Origin of the sequence: Actinomadura geliboluensis (assembly GCF_043197915.1) — a bacterium.
Classification (GTDB): Bacteria; Actinomycetota; Actinomycetes; order Streptosporangiales; family Streptosporangiaceae; genus Spirillospora; species Spirillospora geliboluensis.
Window position 1 is genome coordinate 349,291 of record NZ_JBICUA010000002.1, and the last position, 19,929, is coordinate 369,219.

Annotated in this window: 15 protein-coding genes; 5 read left to right on the top strand and 10 right to left on the bottom strand. The window is 74.9% G+C overall.

Translation table 11 applies throughout. The features are described from left to right. Positions 1-24: 24 nt before the first annotated feature. Positions 25-579 (top strand): Lrp/AsnC family transcriptional regulator, encoded by a 555-nt coding sequence (locus tag ACGFI1_RS07205; RefSeq protein WP_301177190.1) that lies wholly within the window; start codon positions 25-27, stop codon positions 577-579. Positions 580-589: 10 nt separating this feature from the next. Here the strand turns inward: ACGFI1_RS07205 and ACGFI1_RS07210 are convergent, their stop codons facing one another. Then, complete coding sequence (locus ACGFI1_RS07210) at positions 590-1,891, bottom strand: ABC1 kinase family protein (protein WP_392783905.1); 1,302 nt, start codon at positions 1,889-1,891, stop codon at positions 590-592. 132 nt (positions 1,892-2,023) lie between these two features. Here ACGFI1_RS07210 and ACGFI1_RS07215 point away from each other — a divergent pair, with 132 nt between their 5' ends. Together ACGFI1_RS07215 and ACGFI1_RS07220 are read left to right on the top strand one after the other, a co-directional pair. Next, the gene (locus ACGFI1_RS07215; RefSeq protein ID WP_392783907.1) at positions 2,024-3,175 is read left to right on the top strand and encodes a sensor histidine kinase; all 1,152 of its coding nucleotides are present in this window, start codon (positions 2,024-2,026) and stop codon (positions 3,173-3,175) included. After that, on the top strand, positions 3,172-3,825 hold the full coding sequence (locus ACGFI1_RS07220; RefSeq protein ID WP_392783909.1) for a response regulator: 654 nt from the start codon (positions 3,172-3,174) through the stop codon (positions 3,823-3,825). Before ACGFI1_RS07215 ends, ACGFI1_RS07220 begins: the two co-directional genes overlap by 4 nt. On the opposite strand, the gene ACGFI1_RS07225 is transcribed toward ACGFI1_RS07220, so the two are convergent. Continuing rightward, positions 3,800-4,876 carry an acetate/propionate family kinase gene (locus ACGFI1_RS07225; protein ID WP_392783911.1) on the bottom strand — a complete coding sequence of 359 codons (1,077 nt, stop codon included), beginning with the start codon at positions 4,874-4,876 and terminating at the stop codon, positions 3,800-3,802. The two genes, ACGFI1_RS07220 and ACGFI1_RS07225, sit on opposite strands and share 26 nt — an antisense overlap. A gap of 13 nt (positions 4,877-4,889) precedes the next feature. Next, positions 4,890-7,247: a phosphoketolase family protein gene (locus ACGFI1_RS07230; RefSeq protein WP_392783913.1), complete on the bottom strand. Its 2,358-nt coding sequence runs from the start codon at positions 7,245-7,247 to the stop codon at positions 4,890-4,892. Between the two features lie 467 nt (positions 7,248-7,714). Here ACGFI1_RS07230 and ACGFI1_RS07235 point away from each other — a divergent pair, with 467 nt between their 5' ends. Further along, positions 7,715-9,004, top strand: a complete 1,290-nt coding sequence (locus ACGFI1_RS07235; RefSeq protein ID WP_392783915.1) for an amidase — start codon at positions 7,715-7,717, stop codon at positions 9,002-9,004. Between the two features lie 7 nt (positions 9,005-9,011). Here ACGFI1_RS07235 and ACGFI1_RS07240 read toward each other — a convergent pair whose 3' ends face one another. From ACGFI1_RS07240 to ACGFI1_RS07250, 3 genes are all read right to left on the bottom strand, one after another. Beyond that, complete coding sequence (locus tag ACGFI1_RS07240) at positions 9,012-11,765, bottom strand: AAA family ATPase (protein ID WP_392783917.1); 2,754 nt, start codon at positions 11,763-11,765, stop codon at positions 9,012-9,014. A 127-nt stretch (positions 11,766-11,892) separates the two neighbouring features. After that, entirely contained in the window at positions 11,893-12,798 is a 906-nt protein-coding gene (locus tag ACGFI1_RS07245) for a serine hydrolase (protein ID WP_392733019.1), read from the bottom strand. Continuing rightward, positions 12,795-13,757 (bottom strand): LysR family transcriptional regulator, encoded by a 963-nt coding sequence (locus ACGFI1_RS07250; protein ID WP_138638406.1) that lies wholly within the window; start codon positions 13,755-13,757, stop codon positions 12,795-12,797. The genes ACGFI1_RS07245 and ACGFI1_RS07250 overlap by 4 nt, the downstream gene beginning before the upstream one ends. Positions 13,758-13,870: 113 nt before the next feature. Here ACGFI1_RS07250 and ACGFI1_RS07255 point away from each other — a divergent pair, with 113 nt between their 5' ends. Beyond that, entirely contained in the window at positions 13,871-15,520 is a 1,650-nt protein-coding gene (locus tag ACGFI1_RS07255; protein WP_392783919.1) for a penicillin-binding transpeptidase domain-containing protein, read from the top strand. Positions 15,521-15,534: 14 nt separating this feature from the next. Here ACGFI1_RS07255 and ACGFI1_RS07260 read toward each other — a convergent pair whose 3' ends face one another. From ACGFI1_RS07260 to ACGFI1_RS07275, 4 genes are all read right to left on the bottom strand, one after another. Then, positions 15,535-16,761, bottom strand: a complete 1,227-nt coding sequence (locus ACGFI1_RS07260; protein ID WP_392783921.1) for an MFS transporter — start codon at positions 16,759-16,761, stop codon at positions 15,535-15,537. A 7-nt stretch (positions 16,762-16,768) separates the two neighbouring features. Continuing rightward, the gene (gene bla, locus ACGFI1_RS07265) at positions 16,769-17,743 is read right to left on the bottom strand and encodes a class A beta-lactamase (RefSeq protein WP_392783923.1); all 975 of its coding nucleotides are present in this window, start codon (positions 17,741-17,743) and stop codon (positions 16,769-16,771) included. Positions 17,744-17,851: 108 nt separating this feature from the next. Then, positions 17,852-18,886 carry a magnesium transporter CorA family protein gene (locus tag ACGFI1_RS07270; protein ID WP_386872821.1) on the bottom strand — a complete coding sequence of 345 codons (1,035 nt, stop codon included), beginning with the start codon at positions 18,884-18,886 and terminating at the stop codon, positions 17,852-17,854. A 3-nt stretch (positions 18,887-18,889) separates the two neighbouring features. Then, on the bottom strand, positions 18,890-19,918 hold the full coding sequence (locus ACGFI1_RS07275; protein ID WP_301177183.1) for a LacI family DNA-binding transcriptional regulator: 1,029 nt from the start codon (positions 19,916-19,918) through the stop codon (positions 18,890-18,892). Between the last annotated feature and the right edge of the window lie 11 nt (positions 19,919-19,929).

Genomic DNA, 19,929 nt, shown 5'->3' on the forward strand with positions numbered 1-19,929 from the left:
GTGTGCAAGATGTTGAGGCAATACTTGAGCAGATTGCTCAAGTCAGAACCGAGTTACCCGCTGGAGCTGAGCATTGTGACCCGCGCCACCCTCCTCGACCTCCAGATACTCCGCCGCCTGGTGGAGCAGCCCCGCATCGGCGTCACCGAACTGGCCGCCAAGCTCGGCATCGCCCGCAACACCGCGCACGCGCGCGTCGAGCGCCTGGAACGCGAGGGCGTCATCGGGCACCGCGGCCGGGAGGTCGACCTCGGCGCCATCGGCTTCGAGCTGACCGCCTTCGTCACCCTCGAGGTCGCGCAGGGCCGGCTGCGCGAGGCCGCCGTGGCTCTGTCGTCGATCCCGCGCGTCCTGGAGGTCCTCGGCATCACCGGCCAGGGCGACCTCCTCGTCCGCGCGGTCGCCCCGAACGGCCGGCAGCTCCACGAGGTCATCGACTCGATCCTCGCCTGCCCCGGCGTCCGCCGCAGCACCACCTCGATCGTCCTCACCCACCAGGTCCCGTTCCGCCTCGGCCCGCTCCTGGAGGACGAGGAGCGCCGCGCCCGCCAGGCCAAGGACGGCAAACCGAACGCATAGTCGGTGCTGGTCAGCCGGGAGCACCGGCGGCGTCCCCGAGCCAGCGCAGCGCCTCGCCCTGGAAGGGGACCTCCGCGTTGAGCTGGCAGAGCACTCCTATGCCGACGCCGAGGGCGCGCTGAGCCTGGACGTATTCGGGTGGGAACGCGAGGCTGAGGCCGACTGGCAGCGACGCGGTCATGCCCTGGAGGGCGTCGCGCAGGAAGGCGCCGTCGAAGTGGAACGTCTCGGACCGGACGGCCGCTCCGGAACGCTCGAAGAGCGCCCTGAGGCGCGTGCCGTCGGCCTGGACGCCGGGCCGCAGGAATCCGATCTCGCGGAGGACGGCGACGAGCTCGTCCGGGTCCTCGGCGAGATGGATCAGCATCCACTTGTGGAGCGGGCTCATGGCGCCGGGGGCGTGGCGGTACATCGCGCCGAAGTCCAGGACGCCGAGGCGGCCGTCCTCCAGCAGGCGGAGATTTCCGGGGTGCGGGTCGCCGTGCATCATGCCGGTCCTGGGGATCCCGGCGAACATCAGCCTGGTCAGGAGCAGCCCGGCCCGGTCGCGCTGCTCGCGGCTCCCGGCGGCGATGATCCGCGCCAGCGGTGTGCCGCCGACCCATGCGGAGACCAGGACCCGCCCGTCCTGGCGGAGCACTTCGGGAACGACGACATCGGGATCGTCCGCGAACCCCGCTCTGAACGCGGCCTGCGCCTCCGCCTCCCGCGCGTAGTCGAGTTCCGCGGCCAGGCCGTCCATCAGCTCGGTCGCCAGCGCCCGGCCGTCCAGCCCGGGCGCGACCGCGGAGGTGAACAGCCGCATCGCGAGGATCGTCAGGTCCCGGTCGGCGAGGAGCTGCTCCGCGGCGTCGGGGTACTGCACCTTGACCGCGGCCGGACGGCCGTCCGGCAGGACGGCGCGGTGGACCTGGCCGAGCGAGGCGACCGCGACGGGCTCCGGGTCGAACGACGCGAAGAGGCGCTCCCAGCCGGAGCCGAGGTCGTCCTCCAGCACCCGCCGCACCCGGGCGGCGTCCTCCGGCCGCGCGGCCTCCTGGAGCCCGGCCAGCCGCTCCCGGTAGACCGCCGAGATCGACGGCGGCAGCACCGCCTCGTACACCGACAGCACCTGGCCGAACTTCATCACCCCGCCCTTGAGCCCGCCGAGGACGTCGAAGAGCTGGTCGGCGGTGCGCTCGTGGAGTTCCAGCGAGGTCTCGTCGGTGAGCCTGCCGAGGGCCTTGAGCCCGCCGGCCACGGCCATCCGCCTGCCGGCGCCGAGCGGGAGCGCCGACATCCTCGCCAGCCGGGTGAGTGCCTGGATTCGCATGCCGACAGCGTCGCCGCCGGGACGCCGCGGGCGCATCGGCCCGAGGTCCCCGCCCGGCCTCTGACCGCGGTCATGGCGGGGGTGCGACCGTGGTCTGATGACGGGAAGGGCGGGCGATCTTAGGATCTGCCCATGCGCTGGACGACCCCGCCCTGGCCGCTGCTGCGGCTGCTCGCTCTGGTGGGGGCGTTCTGGGCCCTGCTCGCGATCGCGCTCGCCCCGGAGCCGTCCGTCCGGACCGCCCTGATCGCCGAGTATGCCGCACTGTGGGCCTGGCAGGCGGTGCGCCCCTGGAAGCCCCCGGTGAACGCGGTCCCCGTGCTCGCGCCGTTGCTGCTGCTCGTCATCGTGTCGGCGCCGGACGCCGGATCGGACGGGTTCCGGCCGTTCCCGTTCGCCGAGGGCAGCTACGCCGACGGGGCCCTGGCCGTCGCCGCCGCGCCGATCTGGATCCATCTCATCGTGCTCGCGCGGGGCCGCGACCTGGCCTGGGCGGTTCCGATGGCCCTGGCGTTCGCGCCCGCCCGGCACGCGCTGGCGGGCGGGCTGCCGCTCTGGCCGACCTGGATCATGTGGGGCGTCGGGTTCATGGTGCTCGGCTCGGCGTTCCGGATCCACGGGATGCTGTACGAGGCGCGGCTCAGGCTCGCCGGGGAGGCCGTGGCCGAGGAACGCAGGAGGATCGCCCGCGAGGTGCACGACCTGGTCGGGCACGGGCTCGGCGTGGTCATGCTGAACATCACGGCCGCCCGCCTCGCCACCGGCAGGGGCGACGCGGAGGCCGCCGCCGGGGCGCTGGCGGAGGCCGAACGGGTCGGGCGGCAGAGCGTCCGGGACGTCCACCGGGGACTGGTGCTGCTCCGCGACTCCGACTCCGCCGCCCGGCTCATGCCCGCCCCGCCCACCGCCGAGGACATCGGCGCCCTGGTCGCCGACCTGCGGTCCGGCGGCCTCCCGGTCGAGCTCACCACCCGGGGCGACCTCGGCGCGCCGGACCCGGCGGTCGGGCTCGCGCTCTTCCGGGTCGTGCAGGAGGCCCTGTCCAACACCGCCCGGCACGCGCCCAGCGCGGCGGCCGACGTCACCGTGGCGGTCGGCGGCGGCGTCGCCGAGGTGACGGTGACCGACCGGGGACCGGCGCGTGGGAGGCCGTCCGCCGGCGGGCTCGGGCTGGTCGGGATGCGCGAGCGGGTCACCGCCCTCGGCGGCGCGCTGCGCGCCGGGCCCGACGGCGCCGGCTGGACGGTCCACGCCGCCATCCCGCTCACCGGGGCGGCGCGGTGACCGGGCTGCTGCTCGTCGACGACCAGCAGCTCGTCCGCGCGGGGCTGGCGCGCATCTTCGACGGCGAACCCGGCCTGAAGATCGTCGGCGAGTGCGCGGACGGCGACGAGGTCGGGCGGGCCGTCGCCCGCTGCGCCCCGGACGTCGTCCTGATGGACATCCGGATGAAGCGCGTGGACGGCGCCGAGGCGACCCGGCTGCTGCGGTCCCGGCCCGGCGCGCCGCCCGTGCTCGTCCTCACCATGTTCGACGACTCCGAGGTCGTCGCCGCCGCGCTCGCGGCGGGCGCCGCCGGGTTCGTGCTGAAGGACGCCCCCGGCGAGGAGATCATCCAGGCGGTCCGCGCCGTCGCGGCGGGGAAGGGCTGGCTCGACCCGGCGATCACGCCGCACGTCCTGGACGCCTACCGGAGCACCGTCCGCCCGCGTCCGGCGCCGCCCGGCGCGCTGTCGATCCGCGAACGCCAGGTCCTCGCCCTCATCGGCGCCGGCGCGACCAACCCGGAGATCGCGGCCCGGCTCGGCATCGCCGAGGGGACGGTCAAGACCCACGTGGGCAGCATCTTCACCAAGCTCGCCCTCCGCGACCGTGCCGCCGCCGTGATCTACGCCCTCCGGCACGGTCTCACTCCCGAGGACGGGCCTCCATAGCGGAGCGGACGCCGGCGGCTATCTCCAGGTCTTCGCGGGCCTCGATCACCAGGGTGCGGACGGCGGCGCCGGGCGCGGTGACGTCGGTGTCGCCGTCCGCGGCCGCGTTGCGGCCGGGGTCGATGGAGACGCCGAGGTGGGCGAGGTCCTCGGCGAGGCGCATCCGGACGGACGGGTCGTGCTCGCCGACGCCGCCGGTGAAGACGAGGGCGTCCAGGCCGCCGAGGGACGCGGTCATGGCGGCGGCGCAGGCGCGCAGGCGGTGGTGGTAGACGTCGAGGGCGGCCAGGGCGTTCACGTCGCGCGCCTCGGCCAGTTCGCGGACGCGCCGCATGTCGCCGGTGCCGGTGAGGCCGCGCAGGCCGGAGTCGCGTTCCAGGGCACGGTTGACGTCGGCGGGGTCGAGGCCGTGCTTGATCAGCCACAGCGGGATGCCGGGGTCGATGCTGCCCGCGCGGGACGCCATGACCAGCCCTTCGAGGGGCGTGAACCCCATCGTGGTGTCGATCGAGCGGCCCTCGGCGACGGCGCACAGGGACGCGCCGGAGCCGAGGTGGCAGATCACCGCCCGGGGCGGGACGGCGCCGAGCATCCCGGCCGTCCTGCGGGCGGCGTAGGAGAACGACAGGCCGTGGAAGCCGTAGCGGCGCAGCCCGAACCGCTCGCGCCAGTCGGCGGGGAGCGCGTACGTCGCGGCGGCGTCCGGCATCGTCGCGTGGAACGCGGTGTCGAAGCAGGCCACGGCCGGGACGCCCGGCAGCGCCTCGGTGATCTCGGAGAGCGCGTGCAGGGACGCGGGCTGGTGCAGCGGGGCCAGGTCCGCGAGGGCGTGCAGGCGCTCGGTGACGGCGGCGTCGACGCGGACGGGCTCGGTGTAGTCGGTGCCGCCGTGGACGAACCGGACGCCGATCGCGTCGGGGCGCGGCATGTCCGCGACCAGGCCCGCCATCTCGTGGCCGGCGCCGGAGTCCTCGGCGAGGACGGTGTCGCCGGCGTCGAGCAGGCTCACCTTCAGGCTGCTCGACCCGGGGTTGACCGTGAGGACGCGCATCGGATGGCCCTCCCTAGTACGGCCAGGTCCAGTCGCGGACCTCCGGCGCGTCCTCGCCGTGCTCGCGCGTGTAGGCGCGCATCGCGAGCCGCTGGTCGGCCATCCGCTGCCGGACGTGCGCGACCCGCCCGCCGAGGGACGGGACGCGGTCGATGACGTCCATGACCAGGTGGTACCGGTCGAGGTCGTTCAGCATGACCATGTCGAACGGCGTGGTCGTCGTCCCCTCCTCCTTGTAGCCGCGGACGTGCAGGTTGGGGTGCCCGGCGCGGCGGTAGGTGAGCCGGTGGACGAGGTACGGGTAGCCGTGGAAGGCGAAGATGACGGGCTTGTCGGTGGTGAACAGGGCGTCGTAGTCGCGGTCCGGCATCCCGTGCGGGTGCTCGCTGGGCGGTTGCAGCCGCATGAGGTCCACGACGTTCACCACCCGGACGCGCAGGTCGGGGAAGAGGCGGCGGAGCATGTCGACGGCGGCGAGCGTCTCCAGGGTGGGGATGTCGCCCGCGCAGGCCAGCACGACGTCCGGGTCCTCGCCGCCGTCCGTGGAGGCCCACTCCCAGATGCCGATGCCGCGGGTGCAGTGCGCGATCGCGGCGTCCATCGGCAGCCAGTTCAGCGCGGGCTGCTTCCCCGCGACGACCACGTTGACGTAGTCGCGGGAGCGCAGGCAGTGGTCGCCGACCGACAGCAGCGTGTTCGCGTCCGGCGGCAGGTACACCCGGACGATCTCCGGCTTCTTGTTCATGACGACGTCGAGGAAGCCGGGGTCCTGGTGGGTGAAGCCGTTGTGGTCCTGCCGCCACACGTGCGACGACAGCAGGTAGTTCAGCGACGCGATCGGCCGCCGCCACGGCAGGTGCCGGGTCACCTTCAGCCACTTCGCGTGCTGGTTGAACATCGAGTCGACGATGTGGACGAACGCCTCGTAGCTGTTGAACAGCCCGTGCCGCCCGGTGAGCAGGTAGCCCTCCAGCCAGCCCTGGCACAGGTGCTCGCTCAGCACCTCCATGACCTGCCCGGACGGCGCCTGGTGCTCGTCGGTCGGGAGCCGCTCGCCCTCGAAGACGCGGTCGGTCGCCTGGAACACGTCCCCGAGCCGGTTGGACGCCGTCTCGTCCGCCCCCATGATCCGGAAGTTGGACGGGTTGGCCTTGACGACGTCGCGCAGCCAGGTGCCGAGCGTCCGGGTCGGTTCGGTGGTCGTCGTGCCGGGCTTGTCGACGGGCACGGCGTAGTCCCGGAAGTCGGGCAGGGCGAGCGGCTTCAGCAGCAGGCCGCCGTTGGCGTGCGGGTTGGCGCTCATCCGCCGCCCGCCCTCGGGGGCGAGGGCCCGCAGCGCCTCGACCGGGCGGCCGTCGGCGTCGAACAGCTCGTCCGGGCGGTACGAGAGCAGCCACTCCTCCAGCTGCGCCAGGTGCTCGGGGTTGTCGCACACGCCCGCGAGCGGGACCTGGTGGGAGCGCCACGTGCCCTCGACGGGGAGGCCGTCCACCTCCTTCGGGCCCGTCCAGCCCTTCGGGGAGCGCAGCACGATCATCGGCCAGCGGCGCCGCTGCGACGTGCGCCCCTCCCGCGCGCCGCGCTGGATCGCGGCGATCTCGTCGAGGGCCTGGTCGAGCGCGGCGGCCATCTTGCGGTGCATGGACGCCGGCTCGTCGCCGCTGACGAGCAGCGGCCGGTACCCGTACCCGTCCAGCAGCTGGACGAGCTCCTCCTCGGGGATCCGCGCCAGCACCGTCGGGTTCGCGATCTTGTAGCCGTTGAGGTGCAGGATCGGCAGGACGGCGCCGTCGCGCACCGGGTCCAGGAACTTGTTGGAGTGCCAGCTCGCCGCGAGCGGCCCGGTCTCGGCCTCGCCGTCCCCGATGATGCACGTGACGACGAGGTCCGGGTTGTCGAACGCCGCGCCGAACGCGTGCGCGAGCGAGTACCCCAGCTCGCCGCCCTCGTGGATGGAGCCCGGCGTCTCCGGCGCCACGTGGGACGGGATGCCGCCGGGGAAGGAGAACTGGCGGAACAGCCGCCGCATCCCCTCGCCGTCCCGCGAGACGTCCGGGTACACCTCGCTGTAGGTGCCCTCCAGCCACGCGTTCGCGACCGCCGCCGGCCCGCCGTGCCCCGGCCCCATGATGTAGATCATGTCGAGGTCGCGCGCCCGGATGGCGCGGTTGAGGTGCGCGTAGCAGAAGTTCAGGCCGGGGGAGGTGCCCCAGTGCCCGAGCAGCCGCGGCTTGATGTGCCGTCGCGCGAGCGGCTCGCGCAGCAGCGGGTTCGCGAGCAGGTAGATCTGCCCGACGGACAGGTAGTTCGCGGCTCTCCAGTACGCATCGATCGCCCGTACCTCGTCGTCGGACATCACGGACTCGGCCATGGCGCGTCCCTCCGCTGTCGGTCCCGTCTCAGGGGGATCACGTCCCCCGCATCGGCGGGCTGAACCGTCACGGAAACCCCATCACGCGGGGGATGGCGCGCCCAGGGCCCAAGGTCCCGGAGTGCCGCCGGCGCCCCCGGTGGCGGACGGCTCGGCGTCCGCGCACCGGAGGCGCCGCGGTATCAGGGTGGACGCGACCGGTTACAGAGGCGGTGCCCGCGCGGGCTCCGCCCCGCCCCCCAGCGAACCGGTGGAGGCGTCTCCTGGGCGTGTTGAAGCCTGCCTCGTACTCGTCCGTAGGTTCACGGGTCGGGGCGTGCGGTCGGCCGGCGGTAGGAGGGCTGCGACAAATGGCTCACGCAGAGCGACCAATTGCGGACAGACCGCTACGAAGGGTGGCTCGGCTTGTCCCGCGCGGGCCCCGGTGTGCTAGGCAGTGCGGGACGGCTGATCAGGTAGGAGGCGGTATGGGCGGGTTCTTCACCGGGCGGACGCTGGCGGACCTCGGGCGGGGGCTGCGGTCCGGGACGGAGACGGCGCGGGACCTCGTCGCGGGCGCCCTCGACTCGGTCGATCCCGACCTGAACGCGTTCGCGCACCTGGACCCCGAGGGCGCCGCGGCCGCGGCCCGGAAGGCGGACGAGGAGCTGGCGTCCGGCACCGACCGGGGCCCGCTGCACGGGATCCCCGTCGCGGTGAAGGACATCATCGATGTCGCCGGGCTGCCGACCGGGATGGGGTCCGCGCACTTCGCCGGGCACGTCGCCGAGGCGGACGCGGCCTGCGTTGCGGCGCTGCGGGACGCCGGCGCCGTGATCGTCGGGAAGACGGGGACGCAGGAGTTCGCGTTCGGCGCCACCGGCGACGTGTCGGCGAGCGGCCCGGTCCGCAACCCGCGCGACCGGGAGCGGATGTCGGGCGGCTCCAGCAGCGGCAGCGCCGCCGCCGTCGCGGCCGGCACGGTCCCGCTCGCCCTCGGCACCGACACCGGCGGGTCGGTGCGCATCCCGTCCGCGTTCTGCGGGGTCGCCGGGTTCAAGCCCGCGCACGGCGCCGTCCCGGCCGGCGGCGTGTTCCCGCTGTCGCCCTCCCTGGACCATGTGGGCGTCCTCGCCGGGACCGCCGCCGACTGCCTGCTCGCCTACGAGGCCCTGACCGGCGGCCCCCTTGCGCGGGACGGCGCCGAAGGCGCAGGCGAACCGCTCGGGCGCGCCGCCTGGATCGAGCCGCCCGCCGCCGACCCCGAGGTGGTGCGGACCGTCCGGGCCCTGGTCCCGGACGCCCCGGCCGAGCCGCTCGACTTCGCCGGGCTGCGCGAGGTGTTCCTCGCGATCGAGTTCAGCGAGGCGTACGACGTGCACGCCGAGCGGATCGCCGCCGCCCCCGACCGGTACCTGCCGGTGACGCGCGGCCGGCTGGAGGAGGCGGGCCGCATGCCGGGCTGGCGGCTCGTCCGCGCGCTGCGCGAGCGGGACCGGTACGCCGCGGAGATCGCGGCGCTGCTGGACCGCTACGACCTGCTCGCGATGCCGACCATGCCGATCACCGCCCCGAAGATCGGCGCGACCGAGTGCGAGTTCGGCCCGCTGACGGCGCTGCTGGTCAGCCTCACCTCGCCGTGGAACGTGCTGGGACTGCCCGCGCTGACCGTCCCCGCCGGGACCGTGGGCGGTCTGCCCGCCGGCGTGCAGCTCGTCACCCGGCGCGGCGCGGAGGACGTGCTGTTCCGCGCCGCCGAGCGCCTCGCCCGCGGCTGACCCGCCGCTACAGGTAGAGCCCGAAGAACTCCTCCGGGTGGTCGAGGAGCGGGGGCAGGTCGTCGGCGGTGAGGGTCACCAGGTCCTCCTTCGAGGGCGCCGCCGGCGGCTCGCCGCCCTCCTCGCCGCCCGCCTTCGCGCCCTGCACGGCCTTCCTGGCGTGCACGGCGGCGGACGCGACACGGTCGGCCTGGTTGGCGACGGCGACGTCCAGCATGTTGCGCATCAGCCGCCCGTTGCCGAACGACGGACCGCGCGGCGCGCGGCGCAGCATCGCCCGCAGCACCTCCTCGGTGCCGGCCGCCAGCTCGAACCCGTCCGCGGCGGCGAGCTGCCCGAACACGGTGATCAGCTCGTCGTCGCTGTAGTCGGGGAAGTGGATCTGCTTGGGGAACCGCGAGTCCAGGCCGGGGTTGGCGGCGAGGAACTCCGCCATCTCCTGCTGGTAGCCCGCGACGACCACGACGAGGTCCTCGCGGTGGTCCTCCATCAGCTTCACCAGCTCGGCGATCGCCTCGTGCCCGTAGTCGCCCTTCAGCGGCGACTGCGTCAGCGTGTACGCCTCGTCGATGAACAGCACGCCGCCGAGCGCCCGCTCGACCAGCCGGCGGGTGCGGGGCGCGGTCTGCCCGATGTACTCGCCGACGAGGTGCGCGCGGGACGCCTCGACCAGGTGCCCGGACGACAGGACGCCGAGCCGCTTGTAGATCCGGCCGAGCAGCCGCGCGACCATCGTCTTGCCGGTGCCGGGGTTGCCGGTGAACACCATGTGCCGCGTCGGCGGGGTGATCTTCAGGCCGTTCTCGCTGCGCAGCCGCGCCGCGTGCGTCCCGGCGACGAGCAGCGCGATCTCGTGCTTGACGGTGTCGAGCCCGGTGAGGTCGTTCAGCTCGGCGAGGGGGTTCCCGGCGGCCCGCGCGGTGTCCAGCGCCGCGGGCAGGTCCTGCTTGCGGACGACGATCTCGGCGTCGGGCGCCGTGCCCGCCGCCTCCTGCCGCGCCCGCGCCGCCGCGACGACCTGGTCGGCGAGGTGCGGCGCGAGCCGCGCGTTGCGCAGCGTCTGCATCGGCGGCGTCGCGGCCAGCAGCGCGCCCGCCGCGGCGACCGCCGGCCGGGTGCCGCGGGCGCCGCGGGCGGCCAGCGCCCGGCGGAACAGCTCGGCGTGCCCGTCCGCGGTGAACGGCCGCGTCCGCGCGACGCGGAACAGCTGCGGCAGCACCGGGTTGATCTCCCGGATCCGCTCCTCCCCGCCCGCGTCGCACAGCGCCACCAGGTGCAGGTCGGGGTGGACGGCGAGGAGCCGGTGCAGCTCGGCGGCGAGCGCCTCCCCGTTGCCGGGGTCGGCGACGATCCCGTCCAGGCCGTCGATGACGAGCAGCCGGTCGCCGGCGCAGTCGCGGGCGTCGGCGTGCAGCCGGGCGACGGCGTCCGGCAGCCGCTGGCCCGCGAACAGGTTCTCGGTGATCCAGTGCGGGTCGCGGCCGAGCGCGAGCGCCCGGCCGAGCTCCTGCGCGGCGTCGCGCTTGCCGGTGCCGTCCGGGCCCGCCAGCAGGAGCCGGACCGGCGCGCCGGTGCCGCTGCCGCCGGTCAGCTCCGCCAGCGCCGCCGCCGCCTCCGGCTGCTCGACCAGCGCGGACGCGATGTCGGGCCGGGCACCGCGCGCCGCCCCGGCGGCCCCGGCGCCCTCGCCCGGCACGCTCCGCAGCGTCTCGGTCAGCGGGTTCACGACCCGGCGGCGCGGCGCGTACAGCCGCCGCAGATCGGTCTGGAACTGGCCGACCGGGATCCACTCCGCCTTCGGGAACCACGGGTCGCCCGGCAGCCCCTGCACGGTCGCGATGAACCGCATCGCCATGTCGAGCCACCCGCGGCACGCGTCCGCCGCGCCCGCGACCAGCGCCTCGGCCAGCCACGCCCTCGTCCGCTCCTGCCACGCGCCCGCCTTGAACCCGCGGCGCTCGGCGGCGAACCGCTGCCGCAGCTCGCCGTACCGATCCTCGCCGAGCGCGACCGCCAGCTCCGCCGGGACGTGCTCCATGCTGCCCTGCAGCAGCAGATGGAGCAGGTGGACCTCGACGCTCTCGTCCCGCGGCGCCGCCTCGAGCACGCGCTCGAAGGCCGCGAGCAGCCCCGCGCACACCCACTCCAGGTAGCCGACCGGGCCGAGCAGCTCCGGCACCGCCGCGACGATGTCGTCGCCGGCGTGAGCGTGCCAGTGCTCGCGCAGCTCCTGCTTCGGCAGGCCGATCTCGCACTCGGGCGGGTCGTCGTAGAGCCGCAGCAGCGCCTTGCGGCGCTCCTCCAGCGGCTCGATGCCCTCCAGCACCGACAGGCAGTCGCGCGCCAGCTCGATCGCGAGGCCCCGGTCGGGGGCCTCGATCAGCCAGTCCACCGGCGGCCGCCACCGGCCGCCGGGCGCGTCCCAGCGCGTCATCCGGGTGCTGAGCGGCCCCGGCCCGGACAGGTGCCGGTACAGCAGCCGCTCCGGCAGCTGCGACCACGACCCCGCCTTGATCGCGCCGCCGCCCGGCAGGAACGCCAGCATGCCGAAGATCTCCGCGGTGACCAGCGACGCCGGCAGCGTGAGCAGCTTGTGCTCCTCCGTGGTCAGCGCCACCGCGCGCGGATCGGCCGCGAGCCCGTCGATCCGCGCCGCGATCTCCTCGAACAGCCCGTCCGGGACCCGCCACGGACCGTGCGAGTAGACGTCGAGCACCGGCTCGTCGGTGAGCAGTAGCTCCAGATGCTCCGGCAGCCGCAAAGAACACTCCCCAAGAAGTCAAAACCGGGGTACAGCCTACGTTTACCGGAGCGGTGGTGGCTTAATAGTCCGACCCTTCCGAGGTATCGGATGCAACACGTTCCACCGGGGCCAGTGCACCCCGGGGTCAAGGCCGGCGGAGAAACTCAATGGCCAGCCGCGCGGTGGTGCCGATCACGGCGTCCGCGCGCGGCAGCACGGCGGTCGGCAGCAGAGACCGTGTGAAGACCGCCACGGCGTAGCGGGCGCCGTCGGGGTACTCGACCGCGCCGACCTCGTTGCGGACGGTCAGCAGCGTCCCGGTCTTGCCGCTGACCACGACGTCGTCGTAGGGGAAACCGGACGACAGCCGGTGCGGCCACACCTGCAGCCCGAGCAGCCGCCGCATCGCCGCGCAGTCCGCGGCGGGCGCGGCCTCGTCCCGCCAGATCATCGACAGCAGCCGGGTCATGTCGCGGGGCGTGCTGCGGCTGGTGCGGGCCGGGTCCAGCGCGCGCAGGCGGCCGAGCAGGCCGGGGTCGTCCAGCTTCGCCCACACGTCCGCGAAGGTGTCCGCGCCGGCGTCGGCGAGCAGGCCCTCGTGCAGTTCGCGGCCGGTGACCTCGACGACCGTGTCGCGCAGCCCCAGCGCGGCGGCGGCCGCGTTCACCGCGTCCCGGCCGCCGACCCGGTCCAGCACGGTGTCGGCTGCGGCGTTGTCGCTCACGGTGATCATCAGGCAGGTGAGGTCGCGCAGCGACATGCGCACCTCGTCCAGCAGGGCGGACACCCCGGTCGGCCCGGCGGTGCGGTCCTGCGGGCGGAGCGTGACCTGCTCGGCCGGGTCGAGGGCGCCCGCGGCGGCCAGCCGGTGGAACGCCACCAGCAGCGGCACCTTGAACACCGACGCGAGCACCACCGGCTCGGCCGCGCCGATCGCGACCTCCCGCCCGGTGTCGATGTCGACGACGTGCAGCACCCCGGTCACCCCGGCCGACCGGAACTCCTCCTCGATCCGCCGGACCGCCCCGCCCGCACCGCGCGCCGCGCTCATGCCAGGAATCCGGAGGACGGGCGGGGCACGACCCGGCGGACGGGCGGCGCGTCCAGCGGCGCCATGCCCGCCTCGCGGCGCAGGACGGCGGTCGCGACCGCGCTGAAGTCGGCGATCGCGCGGGCGTGCTCGGGGTCGCGGGCGCGCCGCCACGCGCAGGACGTCCGCCAGGCCAGCGGCTCGCCCACCAGCGGCCGCCAGACCGTCCCGGCGGCGTCGCCGGTGCGCGGGACGAGCGCCACGGCCGTGCCCGCGAGCACGAGGCCGAGCGCGAACTCCGGGTCGCGCGCCTCGTGCACGGCGGCGGGCGCGTACCCGTGCCGGCGGCAGCCCGCGAGGAGTTCGTCGTGCGCGCCGGGCGCCTCCTCGCGCGGCGCCACGGCGAGGTCGCGGCCGCCGAGGTCGGCGAGGTGCACCTCCGGGGCGGCGGCGAGGTCGGAGCCGGCGGGCAGCAGCACGCCGAGCGGCTGCCCGAGCATCGGGCCGAGCTCCAGGTCCCGGGAGTCGCACGGGTGCCGCACCACCCCGGCGTCCAGCGTGCCGTCGGCGAGCGCGCGCACCTGCTCGTCCGTGCCCGTCTCGCGCAGGTCGAGCCGCAGGTCGGGGCGGCGGTCCCGGAACGCGGCGATCAGCGCGGCGACGACCCGGCCGCCGAGGCCGCCCGGCAGGCCCGCGCGCACGGCGCCGACCTCGCCGAGCCGGGCGCGCTCGGCGACGGAGTAGACGCGTTCCACGCGGGTGAGGATGTCACGGGCCTCGTCCAGCAGCAGCCGGCCGGGCGCGGTCAGCTCCACCTTCCGGCTGGACCGGTCGAACAGGCGCACCCCGAGCTCCCTTTCCAGCCGCTGGATCCGCTGGCTGAGCGGCGGCTGGGCCATGCCGAGCCGCTCCGCCGCGTGCCCGAAGTGGAGTTCTTCGGCGACGACGACGAAGCACCGCAGATGCCCGACGAGGTTCACGACCAGGAATGATATCGAATCGGATATATCTGTGACATTGATATCAATCTTGGACTTTCCGGGCGATGCCTGGTGTCCTTGTGCCTCCATACCAGGGGGAAGGGAGATCGACGATGCGCCGATCCCGTGTGCTCACCGCCGCCGCGATCGCGGTGGCGGTGCTGATCGTGGGGGCGGGGGCGGTGTGGTTCCTGCGCGACGGAGAGGGCCCGGAGGACACCGCCGGACGCTACCTCGCGGCGTGGAGCGGCGGCGACCTCGCCGCGATGCGGAAGCTGACCGACGGGCCGCCCGCCGACTTCGAGCAGCGGCTCACCAAGATGCGCGAGGAGCTCGGCGTCACCGCGCAGCGCTTCACCGTCGCCTCGGTGGGCGACCCGGACGGCGGCGAGGCCGGCGGCGCCTACACCGCCGAGCTGACCCTCGCCGGCGACCGGAAGTGGACCTACGATGGCGCGCTGCCGATGGTCGAGCGGGACGGGAAATGGCTCGTCCAGTGGTCGCCGAAGGTGCTGTACCCGGAGCTCGCGGAGGGGCAGCGGCTGCGCGCCGCCCGCGCCTGGCCCGACCGCGCTGCCGTCCTCGCCGCGGACGGCAGCGACCTGAGCGCCTCGCCGTCGGGGTCGGCGCGGCAGCTCGCCGGGCCGGTCGCCGCCGCGTCGGCGGAGGCCGCCAAGCAGTTCGGCGCGCCCTACGAGAAGGGCGACCCGGTCGGCGCGGACGGCCTGCAGAAGCAGTACGAGCGGCGGCTCGCCGGCACGCCCGCGCTCGCCGTCCAGATCGTGGACGCCGACGGCAACGCGGTGAAGACGCTGAAGCGGTTCGGCGGCACCGAGGGACAGCCGCTCAAGACGACGATCGACCCGAAGGTCCAGGCCGCCGCGGGCAAGGCGCTGACCGGCGCGAGCAAGCCGGCGTCGATGGTGGCGCTGCGCCCGTCCACCGGCGAGATCCTCGCCGTGGCGAACAAGCCCGGCGGCTACAACCGGGCGCTGATGGGCCAGTACCCGCCCGGCTCCACGTTCAAGGTCGTCACCGCCGCCGCCCTCGTCGCGGACGGCGTGTCCCCGTCCACGAAGGTCGGCTGCCCCGCCACCACGACGGTCGGCGGCCGGTCCTTCCACAACTACCAGCACGAGGACTTCGGGACGGTCCCGTTCCGCGAGGCGTTCGCGCACTCCTGCAACACCACGTTCGCGCGGCTCGCGGTCGACAAGCTCGGCGAGAAGCGGCTCGCCGAGGTCGCCGCCCAGTTCGGGTTCAACGCCCCGATCGTCTCCGGGCTGCCCTCCGTCCGCGCCGCGTTCCCCGCCAACAAGGACGACACCGCGTTCGCGGCCGCGTCGTTCGGGCAGGGCCAGGTGCTGACCAGCCCGCTCAACATGGCGAGCGTCGCCGCCGCCGCGGCCGACGGCACCTGGCGGTCGCCCCGGGTGGTCGACGCGGCCCTGGTGAGCCAGGCCGCCGACGCGCGCGGCCGCAAGGCGGAGCGGCCGAAGAAGCTGGAGCCCGCCGTCGAGAAGGCGCTGCACGCCCTGATGCCCGCCGTCGTCAGCGAGGGCACCGCGTCCGGCGTCGGCTTCCCGGCCGGCACGGCCGGCAAGACCGGCACCGCCGAGTTCGGCGAGGGGAAGAACCCGCCCACGCACGCCTGGTTCATCGGCTACCGCAAGGACGTCGCGTTCGCGGTGATCGTCGAGGACGGCGGCACCGGCGCCGAGGCGGCCGCGCCCATCGCCGCGACGTTCCTGCGCTCCCTCTGACGCGGCGGCCGGGGTCACGGCGCCGTCCGGGGGCGGGCGGCGGCGGCGCCGAACCCGAGCACGGCGAGTCCGGCGAGCGCGGCCGCCGCGCCGCCGGAGCCGAGGTCGAACAGCGCGCCGACGGCGAGGCCGCCGCCGAACGCCGTCATCCCGGCCAGGAACGACGACGCCCCGAGGTAGGCGCCCACCTGCTCGGGCGGCGCGTACCGGGCGACGGCCTGGAAGATCGGCGGCTGCATCAGCCCCTGCCCGGCCCCGGTGAGCACGGCCGCGCCGAGCAGCCCCGCGACCTGCCAGGGGCCGTCCGCGTCCCCGTCCAGCGGGACGAGGGCGAGGAAGCCGGCGCCGGAGAGCAGCAGCCCGGCCCGCAGGACGCCGGGCCGCCCCGCCCTGGACGCGCACCACGGCTGGACGGCGGCGACCACGGCGGCGGCCAGGCAGAGGAACGCGGTCGTCCGGCCGGAGCCGAACCCGCGCAGCGGCACGACCGTGGCGGCCGCCGTCACGAGCAGCGTGGACGGCGCGACGATCACGGCGAAGCGGACGAAACCGCGGTCCTGCGCCACCGCGCGGATGCCCTGCAGCATCGTCCTCGGGGCGCGCGCCGCGGGCTGTGCGTGCCGTGCGGGCAGTAGCGGGAAGAGGACGGCGGCGGCGCACCAGGCCGCCGCCGCACCTGCCGCGAGCAGGGGGAAGCCACCGAGCGCCAGCAGCGCCAGCCCGGCGGACGGGCCGAGTACGGCGGAGATGTGCCCGCTCACCAGGTACACCGCGAAACCGCCAGGCCGGCGCCTGGGGGACAGGCCGGCGAGCAGCGACTGGGCGGCCGGGTGGTACAGCGCCCCGCCGACCCCCACCAGGACAGCGGCGGCGGAGAGCCCGACGGGGCCGTCGGCCGTGCCGAAGACGGCGAACCCGGCGGCGCGGACGACGCAGGCCAGCACCCCGGTGCGCGGTGCGCCGAGCGCGTCGGTCAGCGCGCCGACCGGGAGCAGCAGCGAGTACTGGACGAGCAGGCGGGTGCCGAGCACCAGCCCGATGGTCCCGGCCGCGAGCCCCACGCCGTCCCGCAGATGGGCGACGACGTGCCCGAACACCGCGTAGTAGCCGAGCCCGATCGCCACCTGGACGGCGGCGAGCACCGCGATGACCCGCCGGTCACGGGACGCGGCCCTGACCGGGGCGGCGGGAGAGGCGGGAGCGGAGGCGGAGGCGGGGGCGGTCGCGCGGCCGGGGAGCATCGTGCCGCTAGCCCGCCGGACGCAGGGCGCGGGACAGGATGCCGGCGGTCAGCGCGATCGACTTCTCGTCGGCGTCGGCCTCCGCGCCCTTCCGGGTCGTGGTGACCACGATGATCAGCGGGGCGCCGCCGGGCTTCGGGTAGGCGATCGCGATGTCGTTGGCGCTGCCGTAGGTGCCGCCCGTGCCGGTCTTGTCGCCGACCGTCCAGCTCTTCGGCAGCCCGGCGCGGATCCGCTTGTCCCCGGTGACCGTCGCCTTCAGCCAGTCGATCAGCCGCGCGCGGTCGGCGGGGACGAGCGCGTCGCCCGCGGTGAGCGCGCGCAGGTCGTTCGCCCAGGGGCGCGGCGCCGTCGTGTCGCGCTTCTCGCCCGGCTTCCAGTCGTTCAGGCCGGGCTCGATGCGGTCGCTGCGGCTGACCGTGTCGCCGAGGGAGCGGAGGAAGGCGGTGAGGCCGGCGGGCCCGCCGATCTCCTTCAGCACGAGGTTGCCGGCGGTGTTGTCGCTCTGGGTGATCGTCGCGTGGCACAGCTCCGCGACCGTCATCCCGGTGTCCACGTGCTTCTCGGTGACCGGCGAGAACTCCTGCAGGTCGTCCTTCGTGTAGTGGATCACCTTGTCGAGCAGGCCCGGGGCGCTCTGCCGGGCCTTGCGCAGCACGGCGCCGCACGCCATCGCCTTGAACGTGGACGCGAACGGGAACGTCTCGTCCGCCCGGTGCCCCACGGCCCGCCCGCTGCCGGTGTCGATCGCGTACGCGCCGATGCGCGTGCGGCGGGTCGTCTCAAGGCGGGTCAGCTGCTTCGTCACCTCCGCCTGCGTCGCGGCGGTCTGGACGGCGGCCTGCGAGGCGGTCCGGGACGCGTTGCTCTGCGGTGCCGCGCTCTTGACGGCCGGGTCCGCGTCCGCGCCGCAGCCTGCGGCGGCGGACACGGCGAGGACGGCGGCGGCGACCGCCCGGAAGACGGGAGCGTGTTTCGTCATGCCGGTGAGCAGACCAGAGGCGCGAAGCCGGTGTCCAATATTGATATTGGTCGGCGAGCGATATCGGCCGTCATATGGATGCGGCCTGACCTGGCCGCTCGTCCGCTGTCACAGCCAGTCCCGGAGCTTGAAGACCGTGTAGAGGATGAGGCTGCAGACCACGATCACGGCGGTGCTGGCGATGAACCCCGCGTGCTGCGAGAAGCCGGGGTAGGGGACGTTCATCCCGTAGAACCCGGTGACGGCCGTCGGCACCGCGATGATCGCCGCCCAGCTGGTGACCTTCTTCATCACCTCGTTCATCCGGTTGCTCTGCAGCGCCAGCCGGGTGTCGAGCAGGTCGGCGACCAGGTCGCGCAGGCCGTCGGTCCACTCGCCGACGCGCAGCGTGTGGTCGTAGACGTCCTGGAAGTAGGGGACCAGCGGCGGCGGGACGATCGGCAGGTCGCGGCGCAGCAGCGTGTTCAGCACCTCCCGCATCGGCAGCGCGATCCGCCGCAGCGCGGCGAGGTTCTTGCGCAGCGCGTAGCTGCGCCGCTGGATCTCCTTGACCGGGAACGCGTCGGCGAACACCAGGTCCTCGACCGCGTCGGCCTCCTCGTCGAGCGCCTGCACGGCGGCCAGCTGCAGGTCGACGACGAGGTCCAGCATCCCGTAGAGCAGGAACGCGGCGGTCGGCTCGGCCAGGCCGGCGTCCGGGCTCGCGTCCCACCGCGCGATGAGCGCGTCGACGTCGAGATCGGGGTCCTGCCGGACGGTGACCAGGGCGCGCTGGGCGACGAACGCCGACAGCTCGTGCAGCGTCAGGTGCCCGCCGGCGACGTACGGGACGTAGACGTTCAGGAACGCGTAGCCCCGGTACCGGTCGAGCTTCGCGCGCTCGTGCCGGGAGACGGCGTCCTCCACGGCGACGTGGTCGAGGCCGAGCTCGTCGCTGATGACGCGCAGGTCCTCGTGGCGCGGCGCGCACAGGTCGAGCCACACGACGACGTCCGGGCGGGCCAGGTACTCGCTCACCTCCCCGACGGGGAAGCCCTCGGCCACGAGTTCGCCGCCGCGCCACGCCCGCGTCCTCGGCGGCGCGCTGCCGATCCGGTTCTCCGGATGCCCCTCGACGTCGGTCTCGGACGGATGGGATCCCACGGCTCACACCTCCTTCGCGCGCGACCCGGCCCGGGGCGGGGCCGTCGACGCGCGCACGACGAGATCGCCCGGCAGCACCCGGGCGGCGGGGCGGCGGCCCGCGAGCAGGTCGAGCAGCGCGGCCATGCCCTGCGCGCCCAGCTCCTCGGCGGGCAGCCGCACGGTCGTCAGCTCCGGCTCCAGCGCGGTCGCCAGCAGCACGTCGTCGAACCCGGTGACCGACAGCTCGGACGGGACGTCCAGCCCGAGCGCCCGCGCCGCCTTGTAGGCGCCCGCGGCGATCAGGTCGTCGTCGCAGACGAGCGCGGTCGGCGGGTCGGCGGCCGACAGCAGCCGCAGCGCGGCGTCCTTCGCGGACGCGACGTCGATCGCGCACTCCTCCCGCAGCAGGGCGCCGCCCGGGAGGCCCGTGACGACGGCGGCCAGGGCGGCGGCGCGCGCGCGGAACGTCCATTGGTCGACGGCGGCTGCCACGTGCCCGAACCTGCGGTGGCCGAGGCCGGCGAGATGCCCGGCGATCGCGCGCATGCCGTCCGCCACGCCGAAGTCGATCGTGGGGACGGTGCCGCCGGTCCGCGGGTCGGGGCCGCTGTCGAGCATGACGGCGGGGGTCTCGCCGAACCGGCCGAGGGCGTCCACCGCCATCGAGGACGCGAGCACCCCGTCGATCGCCTCCTCCGACCCGAACGGGCTGTCCGCCGGGCCCTCCGCGTCGTCCGGCCACGTCGACACCACCACGCCGAAGCCGTGCCGGGCGGCGACCCGCGCCGCGCCCGTGTAGACGGGGCCGAAGAACGGCGCGGTGAGGGTCGGGACCATCAGCAGGACGGTCCGGGTGGTGCCGAGCCGCAGGTTCCGGGCCGCCTGGTTCGGCCGGTAGCCGAGCCGCTCGGCCGCGTCCCGGACGCTGCGCGCGGTGGCGGGGGAGACGCGCCCGCTCCACTTGCCGCCCAGCACGAGCGAGACCGTGGACTGCGAGACCCCGGCCTCCTGGGCCACGTCTTTGCTGGTGGGACGGCTGATGGCCGGCACCCGGTCCTCCC